This is a genomic window from Galbibacter sp. L-19, assembly GCF_056857615.1.
The window spans coordinates 308,253-317,176 of sequence record NZ_JBSXNL010000072.1 but is presented as its reverse complement, the minus strand read 5'-3'; the positions used below and the strand labels follow the sequence as shown (position 1 = coordinate 317,176).

Below are 8,924 nucleotides of genomic sequence, written 5' to 3'. Positions count from 1 at the left end.
CCAGTTATAAGTTTTTAAGCGCGTTTTTTATTATGCTTTCAACACTTAAATCGGGTTCAGTTTTCACAATCTTATCCACCACCTTTTCAGCTTGTTTTCGGGCAAATCCCAAAACCTCTAAAGCTGATAACGCTTCATCTTTATTTGTATTGTCCTGCTTAGCAAAAACTTCATCAATATCGTAAATTTTAAGTATTTTATCTTTCAAATCTATAATTACACGTTGTGCAGTTTTTGCACCGATTCCTTTTACAGATTGAATGGTTGCAACATCACTAGAAGCAATTGCATCTCGTATTTGCACAGGTTCTAAAGAGCTTAGCATTGTTCTAGCAATACTTGCCCCAATTCCTGAAACAGAAATTAGCAATCTAAAAATTTCTCTTTCTGCTTTATCTGCAAAACCGTAAAGGGTGTGTGAATCTTCTTTTACTTGTAAATGGGTATACAACTGTAAGTTTTCATTGGAGGATATCTTCGAATAGGTATTCAAAGATATATGTATTTGATATCCTACTCCATTACACTCGATAACCACATCGGTTGGATTCTTTTCAACAAGTTTTCCTTTGATCTGTGTAATCATTCTTAATAAAACGTTAATGCTCCAAATGTAACAAATTTAATTACACTTAGAGCATTTAATCTTATTTTGAATTTAAATTTCTTACTATAAGGCTGCTTTCTGTCGCTTTTCTTTTTCTTGAGCATCTACAACCGCCACAGCCGTCATATTCACAATCTCCTCAACCCCAGCACCTAACTGTAAAATATGTACTGGTTTATTCATTCCAAGTAAGATTGGTCCAATAGAATCTGATTGATTCAATTCTTTCATTAATTTATAAGTAATATTTGCCGAATCTAAGTTTGGAAATATCAATGTATTCACTTTTTTTCCAGCAAGTTTTGAAAATGGAAACTGACTCTGAAGCAATTCTTTATTCAAAGCAAAATCTGATTGCACCTCTCCATCAACCGTAATATCTGGATAATGGCGGTGTAAATATGCCACGGCATCTCCAACCTTGTTTGCTCTATCATCTCTAGAAGAACCAAAGTTTGCATAAGAAAGCATTGCAATAACAGGTTCTATCCCAAACATTTTTGCTGCAGTTGCTGTCATTTGCGCTATTTTAGCCAACTCTTTTGAGGTAGGTTCTATGTTTATTGAAGTATCTGATAAAAACATTGGTCCACGCTCTGTAATCATTAAGTTCATGGCTGCAACCTTACTTACCCCATTTGCTTTTCCGATAAGTTCTAACATCGGACGAACAACGGTTGGATACGCTCTAGAATACCCAGAAATCAAACAATCCGCATCTCCTTCATTTACCATCATGGCAGCAAAATAATTACGGTCGCGCATTTTCTTTTGCGCATCGTAGAAGGTTACTCCATGACGCTTTCTAGCTTCCCAATATTTTTTTGCGTACTGATTTTTCTTTTCATTACACTCATTTGTTTTATTATCGATAATTAAAACGTCCGCATCGAAATCGATTTCCTTCATCAATTCAAGAATCGTTTCTTTATCTCCTAATAAAATAGGTTCTGCAATTCCTTCTTCTAAAACAATTTGAGCAGCTTTTAAAATATCTAAATGATCTGCTTCTGCAAAAACTACTTTTTTAGGATTTGTTTTTGCTCTATTGTGTAGTAACCTAACAATTTTATTATCGTTTCCTAAACGTTGTAATAACTCTTCCTCATATTTAGCCCAATCTTCTATTGGCTCTTTGGCAACTCCACTATCCATTGCAGCTTTTGCAACCGCTGGCGGTACAGACGCAATAAGTCTTGGATCAAATGGTTTAGGAATAATATAATCGCGACCAAAATTTAATCGGGTTTCTCCGTATGCAATATTTACTTGTTCAGGAACTGGCTCTTTTGTTAACTCGGCTAATGCTTTTACAGCAGCCATTTTCATTTCCTCATTAATTTTTGTAGCACGAACATCTAAAGCCCCTCTAAAAATAAAAGGAAAACCTAGTACATTATTTACCTGATTAGGATGATCGGATCTTCCAGTTGCCATAATAATATCTTTACGAGTGCTCATTGCAAGCTCATAATCTATTTCTGGATCTGGATTTGCCATTGCAAAAACTATAGGATTATCTGCCATTGAATTTAACATTGCTGGCGAAACAATATCGGCAATTGAAAGACCTATAAACACATCGGCGTTTACCATAGCCTCTTCCAAAGTATCTATTTTTCTATCGGAAGCAAACTCTAATTTTTCTTTTGAAAGATTTTCTCGGTCTTTTCTAATAACCCCTTTACTATCTAGCATTACAATATTTTCTGGCATAGCACCAAATGCTTTGTAAAGTCTTGTACAAGAAACTGCAGCTGCTCCAGCCCCACTAATCACAATTTTTACGTCTTCTATCTTCTTTTCAGCAATTTCTAATGCATTTAACAATGCTGCTGCAGAAATAATTGCTGTTCCATGTTGGTCGTCGTGCATTACAGGAATATCCAACTCTTCTTTTAAACGACGCTCAATTTCAAAAGCTTCGGGAGCTTTTATATCTTCTAAATTAATTCCTCCAAAAGTTGGGGCTATTGTTTTTACAGTTTCAATAAACTTATCGATATCTTTAGTATCTAATTCGATATCCATTCCATCTATATCTGCAAAAATCTTAAATAGCAATCCTTTTCCTTCCATGACAGGCTTAGAGGCTTCTGGCCCAATATCTCCAAGTCCTAAAACTGCTGTTCCATTAGTAATTACAGCTACTAAATTTCCTTTAGCAGTATATTTATAAACGTTGTCTTTATTTTTTGCAATTTCCAAACAAGGCTCTGCTACTCCTGGAGAATATGCTAGCGCTAAATCTCTTTGTGTGGAATAACGTTTTGTTGGGACTATCTTTATTTTTCCCGGCTGGGGCTTAGCATGGTATACTAAAGCTTCTCTTCTTCTACTTTCTTTACTCATAGTTGCTATTTTAATCCTTAATTGGATACTGAATATCTAGACTCCTATTTACTTATAATTTATAACATCAAAAACGACAATTCATTTTATCATACAAAGGTATAAGAAACTTGTTCTAATAAAACACCTCAAAAGTGAAATGTTTTTGTAAATTTTAAATAATTATACATCTCTTAAATTACAATTAATTATGTCTTAGCGCTGCATTTAGATATATAATATTTTTACTATATTTAATTGCTTAACGCTTAACAATTATCAAGCTAAATAATACTTCATGTATACACAAAAGATATTTGGTGCAAAGGATATGTTGCTTTGGACACGCTTTGAACTCTACAAATTTATAATTATTGCCACTGTAGAAGTTCTTATATTTAATTTAAGTGATGGGATTGTACAAATCCCTTTTACTCCAGTTGCTTTAGTAGGTACTGCTGTTGCTTTTATTATTGGTTTTCAGAGTAATTCTGCTTATGGTAGAATTTGGGAAGCAAGACAAATATGGGGTTCTATAGTTAATTCTTCCAGAACTTTTGGAATGATGACAAAAGACTTTATCAATAATGAACATGCGCAAAATCCTATAAGTGAAGAGGATCTTCAACAAGAAATTAAAACAATAACCTACAGACATATTGCTTGGATGACCGCTTTGCGTTATGCAATGCGGCAACCCAAACCATGGGAATACGTAATGAAGGAAAACACTAATAAAGAGTGGGCAAATAAAATTTATGTTCCTGAATTTAATATCCCTTTCAACGAAGCTATTACCCCTTACCTATCTAAAGAAGAAATTGAACATCTTCAAAATAAAAGCAACAAACAAACTGCAATTTTATATTTACAATCCAAGCATTTAAAAAAATTAAAAGAAAAGGGGCTTATTTGGGAGTTTTCTTTTTTAGAATTAGAAAATGTAATAGAAGAACTTTTTACACACCAAGGTAAATCTGAAAGGATAAAAAACTTTCCATATCCAAGACAGTTTGCCTCTCTTTTACACTACTTTACTTGGCTTTTTATTTTGACAATCCCTATAGCTATTGCCGCTCAATTTCATGATTTAGGAGAAACCCTTGCAGAAAAAACAGTTGGTTTAGATCAATGGTTTGTTTGGTTATCTGTTCCTTTTTCAATAGCTGTAATGTGGGTTTTTCATACTATGAATAGGATAGGAAGAGTTGGTGAAAATCCATTTGAAGGCTCTGCAAACGACGTGCCTATTTTTACCATTGCAAGAGGAATCGAAATAGATTTAAGACAGAATCTAGGCGAAGATCCAGAAAGCATCCCAAATCAATTTGAAGAAAGAAGTTATGTGCAGATGTAAAATCCTAGCTTAAAATAATTCTCTTTCTACTATGTCTGTTTGAATGGATTATTTATCCTTCAAAAACTCAATATTTCGTTTTAATCCAGCAAATTTTGTTCGCTTTACGGGTGATTTTTTAAAAATTTCACTAAAAACCTCTTGTGTAATTTCTTCCCAATCTTTTTTCGACATAGAAAGAAGTTCAGGATTTGGATTAAAAAGGGGTTCGTTATGAGGTTTTGAGAAACGATTCCATGGGCATACATCTTGACACACATCGCAACCAAACATCCAATCATCAAATTTACCTGAAAATTCTGTAGGAATTTGGTCTTTCAATTCAATCGTAAAATAAGAAATACACTTACTGCCATCCACCACATAGGGCTCTGTAATTGCTTCTGTAGGGCAAGCATCTATACAGGCAGTACAACTCCCACAATGATCTGTTACAGGAGCGTCGTAATCCAACTCTAAATCTACTATTAATTCAGCAATAAAAAAGAAAGACCCCACTTGCTTAGAAAGTAAATTACTGTTTTTACCTACCCATCCTAATCCACTTTTTGCTGCCCAAGCCTTATCAAGCACAGGTGCAGAATCTACAAAAGCTCGCCCACCAACTTCTCCAATTTCCGTTTCTATAAAAGCTAGAAGTTGCTTTAATTTATCTTTTATTACAAAATGGTAATCGGTTCCATAAGCATACTTTGATATTTTAGGCGCTTCTGGATCTTGTTGGGTTTGCGAAGGAAAATAATTTAGCAATAACGATATTACAGATTTTGACCCCTCTACTAGAAGTCGCGGATCTAAACGCTTATCAAAATGATTTTCCATATACTGCATTTCGCCATGCATATTATTTTTCAACCATTTCTCCAATCTAGGCGCTTCTTCTTCTAAAAAATCTGCTTTAGAAATTCCACACGACAAAAATCCGAGGCGTTTAGCTTCCGTTTTAATTAGGGCTGTATGTTTTTCTTTTATTGTCAATTATTAACTCTCATTTTAAAATAAAGTGGAACGTTTTTAGGCTTTAACGAAATAAGTGGGTTTATCTCTATGGCATTTAATTTAGAAGACACCTCATACTTTTTAATTACTTCTACCAAAACAAGTATCATTTCAAACATAGCAAAGTTATTTCCAACACACATTCGTGGACCCGCTCCAAATGGATAATAATATGCTGAATATTCTTTTTTATCGATATCTAAAAATCGTTCTGGACGGTATTCGTCTGGATATTCCCAAAAACTCTGCTCCCTTTGCAACTCATAAATAGACAATAATATAAGTGTATCCTTTTTAAAAGTATGTCCTTCTACCTCATCATCTTCAACAGCTACTCTATCTATAACATATACGGGCGGATACAAACGCATTGCCTCTTCAATACAGGCTTTTGCATAAGGTAGTTTCCCAAAAATTTCAGCTAAATTACCTTTATCAATATTTATATTTTTTACTTCTTGATAAAGTTTCTCTTGAATTTCAGGATTTTTAGCCAAGAGAAATAATGTAAAACTCAGCGCATTTGCTGTTGTTTCATGTCCCGCAGTAAATAAAATTAAAACCTCATCAATTAATTGCTGTCTCGACATAAAAGTTCCATCGTCATATTTAGCATTTAGCAACATATCGAGAAGATCATTTTCTTCTTTTTCTGAAGAAATCCTTTCTTCGATTATGGTATTTAGAATATCCCTTCCTTCTTTAGCATATCCAAGATGTCTATTTTTCATTCCTGATAAAGAAAACCACCATTGAAGATAAGGTTGCCTCATTTCTCGAATTACCATTTGCTGATTCACTTCTGTTATATGCTGAAGTTTTGCCATAGCCTCTCGGATATCCGACCTGCTAAACAACGATTTTGCAACCACCTGAAATGCTAAGTCGCCCATTAGCGGATAAACATCCAATGTAGTATTTTCTTTAATCTGAAGAAGCTCTCCTTTTATTGCTTGACACATTATTTGAAGCAAATCTGCTAGCTTCTTTTTATGAAATGCTGGTTGTATCATTCTTCGATGCACAAGCCAATGTTCCCCTTCTGAAGTTAATAAACCACGACCAATATAATTTGCTAAATCCTCGGTTTGTAATGGTGATTTTTTATAATTCCCATGATTTTTTTGAAGGACGTGTCGAATAATTTTTGGATTTTTTGTAAAAACAACTGGTTCTCCAGCAGGCGTCCGAACCGTAAAGATTGCTCCTAATTCTTCAAAAATCTCTCTATGAAAAGAAATAGGATTTTTTAAAATCCGCTTTGCATTTAAAATCACTCTCCAATGTGGAACTTTCGGTAATTTATGCATAAAAATCTCGAATTTTTGTTATTTCCAATAAGGAATACTTTAAAATAGTCCTCCTTGAATCCCTCCTTTTACTCTTCCCAAATGTTTATAAGCAAGCTCGGTAACCTCCCTCCCACGTGGAGTTCTATGGATAAATCCTTGTTGTATTAAAAAAGGCTCATACACCTCTTCAATAGTTTCCGCACTTTCGGATACCGCAGTTGCCAATGTAGTAATTCCCACTGGCCCTCCTTTGAATTTATCAATAATAGTTGTTAGAATTTTATTATCCATTTCATCCAAACCAAAGGCATCTACATTAAGCGCTTTGAGTCCGAATTTAGAAATTTCAATATCTATTTTTCCATTACCTTTTATCTGAGCAAAATCTCGAATCCTGCGTAAAAGTGCATTTGCAATACGAGGCGTTCCTCTACTACGTCCTGCAATTTCTATAGCCGCTTCCATAGAAATTGGCATTTTTAAAATTTGTGCACTTCTTTGAACAATATCTGCCAATAACTCCGTAGAATAATATTGGAGTCGGCTACTAATTCCAAATCTAGCACGCATTGGCGCTGTTAATAATCCAGAGCGTGTAGTAGCACCTATAAGCGTAAACGGATTCAAATTAATCTGTACCGTCCTTGCATTAGGACCACTTTCAATCATAATATCGATTTTATAATCTTCCATTGCAGAATACAAATACTCTTCTACAATAGGGCTCAATCTATGAATTTCATCTATAAAAAGTACATCGCGCTCCTCTAAATTAGTAAGTAATCCCGCTAAATCTCCAGGCTTATCAAGCACTGGTCCAGAGGTTACTTTTATTCCTACCCCTAACTCATTTGCCAGAATATGCGCCAAAGTTGTTTTTCCTAGCCCTGGAGGACCATGAAACAAAGTATGATCCAACGCTTCGGAACGTAGATTAGCCGCTTGCACAAAAACAGTTAAGTTTTCTAATACTTGATCTTGACCAGCAAAATCATCAAAACTTAACGGTCGTAATGCCTTTTCTATATCTACTTCTTCCGCAGAAAAATTATCGCCTGTAGGATCTAAATATTCGTTCATAGATTACAAAAGTACGTGATTTTTTTTCATTGATAATGCTCGCTAACTGTCAATAAAAAAACTATATTTTTCTTCATTTATGTACAGGTAAATATACAAGGTCATTTTGCCGCAAGAAAGCAGCATAAAGACTAAATAGCAACTAGTACAAAATAAGTAATTTATAAAAACATCGAGGAAAAACCCTCAATAAGGGGTTAAAAAGTATTCCTGCACTAAAAAAAAGGTTTCCCCACATGGTAAATACCCTTCCCGCTGAACTTGTATAGCTTCCCCCAAACATTGTTACCCTTCCTGCCGTTCTTGTATAGCTTCCCCCAGGCATTGTTACCCTTCCTGCAGACTTGGAATGCTTTCCCCGCAACCTTATAATGCTTCCCGACTGCGGGGAAGCATTTATCTGCATCAAATAAGAATATGCTTACCACGAATTCACTAATGTTATTTTCGTTCTTAGTATTTAGTATGAAGTACAAAGTATTAAGAATTAAGAAAGTTCTAAACTAGAGTCTATGGAAATTGAAAATTACTGCCACAAATTCACTAATGTTATTTTCGTTCTTGGTATGTAGTACAAAGTATTTAGAAAATTCTGCTATATAAATCCATGTATCTGCGACTTAAAATGTAGAAAGCCTTTAATTAAAAACAGCGTTGATGGCTAGCGAAGCTAAAACCCTTATCCGCAGAATAGTAACCGAAAGCTCTGAGATCAGGAGTGCAGCGACGCAGCGTTTCGGTTACGGTTTTTCGACCCCGTTGTCGAAAAAATTTATTGGATAAGGCGCCTTTTTCTTTGTTTCGTTTCTTTTGGGCGAGCAAAAGAAATGAAAAGCATAAAGTCGCTGGCATTTGAATTGATACTAGAGCTAACAAATAATCAACGTAATTCTAAAATAGAGCCTATGGAAATTAAAAATTACTGCCACAAATTCACTAATGTTATTTTTGGTATTTAGTATGAAGTACAAAGTATTTAGAAAATTCTGCTATATAAATCCGTGTATCTGCGACTTAAACTATAGAAAATTACTGCCACGAATTCACTAATGTTATTTTTGATATTTAGTATGAAGTATTAAGTACAAAGTATTTAGAATTAAGAAAGTTCTAAACTAGAGTCTATGGAGATTGAAAATTATAGCCACGAATTCACTAATATTTTTTGTTTTCCCTACTATTAAGAACTTCTCCAAGTATAGAGAGTATTATATATTCGTGAATTTGTGGCTATAATTTAAAGACCAATAAGATTTAA

General features: G+C 34.3%; 6 protein-coding genes. 1 reads left to right on the top strand and 5 read right to left on the bottom strand.

What is annotated here, in order from left to right:
• Positions 1-4 precede the first annotated feature (4 nt).
• Together ruvA and AC13CQ_RS17325 are read right to left on the bottom strand one after the other, a co-directional pair.
• Complete coding sequence (gene ruvA / locus AC13CQ_RS17330) at positions 5-586, bottom strand: Holliday junction branch migration protein RuvA (protein ID WP_008611980.1); 582 nt, start codon at positions 584-586, stop codon at positions 5-7.
• Between the two features lie 84 nt (positions 587-670).
• A complete protein-coding gene (locus AC13CQ_RS17325; RefSeq protein ID WP_474506536.1) occupies positions 671-2,959 on the bottom strand; it encodes an NADP-dependent malic enzyme in 2,289 nt (762 codons plus the stop codon).
• 277 nt (positions 2,960-3,236) lie between these two features.
• Here AC13CQ_RS17325 and AC13CQ_RS17320 point away from each other — a divergent pair, with 277 nt between their 5' ends.
• On the top strand, positions 3,237-4,295 hold the full coding sequence (locus tag AC13CQ_RS17320; protein WP_474507642.1) for a bestrophin family protein: 1,059 nt from the start codon (positions 3,237-3,239) through the stop codon (positions 4,293-4,295).
• A 48-nt stretch (positions 4,296-4,343) separates the two neighbouring features.
• Here the strand turns inward: AC13CQ_RS17320 and queG are convergent, their stop codons facing one another.
• The 3 genes from queG to ruvB are packed head-to-tail and all read right to left on the bottom strand — an operon-like array spanning position 4,344 to position 7,666.
• A complete protein-coding gene (queG, locus tag AC13CQ_RS17315) occupies positions 4,344-5,273 on the bottom strand; it encodes a tRNA epoxyqueuosine(34) reductase QueG (RefSeq protein WP_474506538.1) in 930 nt (309 codons plus the stop codon).
• Positions 5,270-6,604, bottom strand: coding sequence for a cytochrome P450 (locus AC13CQ_RS17310; RefSeq protein WP_474506539.1), 1,335 nt, complete (start codon positions 6,602-6,604; stop codon positions 5,270-5,272). The genes queG and AC13CQ_RS17310 overlap by 4 nt, the downstream gene beginning before the upstream one ends.
• A gap of 39 nt (positions 6,605-6,643) precedes the next feature.
• Complete coding sequence (gene ruvB, locus AC13CQ_RS17305; protein ID WP_008611976.1) at positions 6,644-7,666, bottom strand: Holliday junction branch migration DNA helicase RuvB; 1,023 nt, start codon at positions 7,664-7,666, stop codon at positions 6,644-6,646.
• Positions 7,667-8,924 lie beyond the last annotated feature (1,258 nt).

Coding starts and splice junctions, on each gene's coding strand:
- ruvA (WP_008611980.1), bottom strand. CDS start 586: ATGATTACACAGATCAAAGGAAAACTTGTTGAAAAGAATCCAACCGAT.
- AC13CQ_RS17325 (WP_474506536.1), bottom strand. CDS start 2,959: ATGAGTAAAGAAAGTAGAAGAAGAGAAGCTTTAGTATACCATGCTAAG.
- AC13CQ_RS17320 (WP_474507642.1), top strand. CDS start 3,237: ATGTATACACAAAAGATATTTGGTGCAAAGGATATGTTGCTTTGGACA.
- AC13CQ_RS17310 (WP_474506539.1), bottom strand. CDS start 6,604: ATGCATAAATTACCGAAAGTTCCACATTGGAGAGTGATTTTAAATGCA.
- ruvB (WP_008611976.1), bottom strand. CDS start 7,666: ATGAACGAATATTTAGATCCTACAGGCGATAATTTTTCTGCGGAAGAA.